The organism is Caballeronia sp., from assembly GCF_049581465.1.
Taxonomy (GTDB): Bacteria; Pseudomonadota; Gammaproteobacteria; order Burkholderiales; family Burkholderiaceae; genus Caballeronia.
The window spans coordinates 1-1,940 of record NZ_JBAUSA010001168.1; the positions used below are offsets into that span (position 1 = coordinate 1).

Consider the following 1,940-nt stretch of genomic DNA (forward strand, 5'->3'; position numbering starts at 1 on the left):
GCGTCGAATTGAGCGTCGCTTATCCCCTGATGGTAGCGGTGACGATCCTCGAAATTCTGCTGTTCGGCGTCGCATCCGGCGAAGTGATGTCGCTTCGAACACTCGCGGGAGCGGCGCTTCTTCTCGTCAGCGTACTGATGCTGTACCTGCCCGCTGCGTCAACCGCCTGACAGCGCAGCGGTTGGTCTTTTTCCTTCTGAGTGCCGCCAACCGGGGAATTCAATGTTGAACACGTCGACGATACGCACCAAGGCGACACTGCGCCTCAGCACCGTCGCGGGCTTGTTGGTAATACTTGCCTTGGGCATGCTCGCGGCGCGCATGCCGCATATATTCAGGGAATTTCGCGCCAACCCGCCCGACGCGTTCAGCGACTTCAATAACTACCTGTACGCATTTACCACGGTGCTGAACCAGCCGTTCGATGCGTCGCTGATCTACGATCGCGACGGTCTCTTTGCGTTCCTGCATGCCATGGGGTCCCAGCATATCGGTGTGGACAGCTTTTATGCCTACCCTCCGCAGTTCGCTCTGCTCTTCTCGCGACTCGCCCTGTTTGCGCCGCTCACCGCAAAGGCGATCTGGGTGCTCGCGTCCATCGCCCTATGTGCGACCGGTGTCGTCCTGGTCGTAAAAATGGCCTACCGTGGCAACAAGCCTGGGGTAGCTGTGCTGCTCGTTGCGATCGCCCTGCTGAGCCGGCCCCTACTGGATGATGTCTACTGGGGCCAGTCGAACGAATTGCTGTTCTTCCTGCTAGCCGCAACGTTTTTCCTCATCGAGCGGGGAAATCGCTACCTTGCCGGCCTGTTCCTCGCGCTTGCCGTCGTGCTCAAAGTGACACCTCTTGCGGTGGCCGGCTTGCTGTTGCTTCGCCGCGAATGGCGAACGGTGATTGCAACCATCGGGTTCTCGATCATCATCACTGCGTTCACGGTGTCTCAGTTAGGTTTTCGCGTTTTGTGGCATTACCTCACCTCGGACATGTCGCGCCTCAATAACCAGAACATGTCGATCGGCGGCGCGCCGTTCAACAATTCCGTTAGGGGTGCGTTGCAGACAGTTATGGGAAACGTCGGCATGCCGGTATCCGCTACGACGCTTGCAATCACTTCATTGGTGTTCGCGGCGGCCACGTGCTTGCTTGCTGCATACCTTGTGTTCAGGCGCCACGAAGATCGGCGCATTGACTACGCGCTTGCAGGGGCGACCATGCTGGTCGCCTCCCCAATGCTCGAGTCCGTGCATCTGGTTGTCGCGCTGATTCCACTGTTGATCCTGTTTGGAACGGCTTTCGAGCATCACAGCCGTCGCGTCTCCGCATTGGGTCCCAGGACAGAAATTCTGCTCGGCGCGCTTGCCGTGGTGTTGCTGATGTTCGCGCCGAGGCTCGTCACGTACACGATCGCGATACTGATCATCTACGGACTGTGCGTCGCGCGGTACTTTCCGCCTTCGATCGGACTCCGACGCAATGTCGGACGGCCCTTTGCCTGAGAAGTCCCCGCGCCGCTCTCGCCATCATCCGGAGTCGGCACTCGGGGAAACAGCGGACGCCCGTCAGGCGCGCGTAATCAGGAGTTCGGCGATTGCTTTGCGGCGATTTTCGATCGCACGCTGATCGCGAACCGACGAAGTCTGCTGTCAGAGTTGCGCCACCCGGAGGAAATGATCCTGCTCACCGGCCTGACGGCAACCATCAGCCGCCCGATAATCTCGTTCTTTCTACGCAGAATGGGCTTTTCAATCACATGCCATGAAAATGCCGCATAGGCTAACCCGACGCAGAGCGTGAACGCGATGGAGAGCCACCACACGCGGTGCTGCGGAAACAGCAGTGCGTAGGTCTGCTGGATCGGAAAAGCGAACAAATAAAGTCCGTATGAGTAATCTCCGCGCATCAGGAAGGTGTATTTCGGCGGGTTGAGCAAGCCGAGGTA

1 protein-coding gene and 1 pseudogene are annotated in these 1,940 nt (G+C 58.7%); one reads left to right on the forward strand and one right to left on the reverse strand.

All coding sequences use genetic code 11. The features are described from left to right. Positions 1–222 precede the first annotated feature (222 nt). Positions 223–1,497 (forward strand): glycosyltransferase family 87 protein, encoded by a 1,275-nt coding sequence (locus WCA53_RS28610; RefSeq protein ID WP_423918966.1) that lies wholly within the window; start codon positions 223–225, stop codon positions 1,495–1,497. Positions 1,498–1,574: 77 nt separating this feature from the next. On the opposite strand, the pseudogene WCA53_RS28615 reads toward WCA53_RS28610, so the two are convergent. Further along, positions 1,575–1,940 (reverse strand): annotated as a pseudogene (locus WCA53_RS28615) (hypothetical protein); the annotation flags it as partial.

Excerpts from the sequence above, each read along its gene's own strand:
- WCA53_RS28610 (WP_423918966.1), top strand. The coding sequence starts at position 223 with ATGTTGAACACGTCGACGATACGCACCAAGGCGACACTGCGCCTCAGC.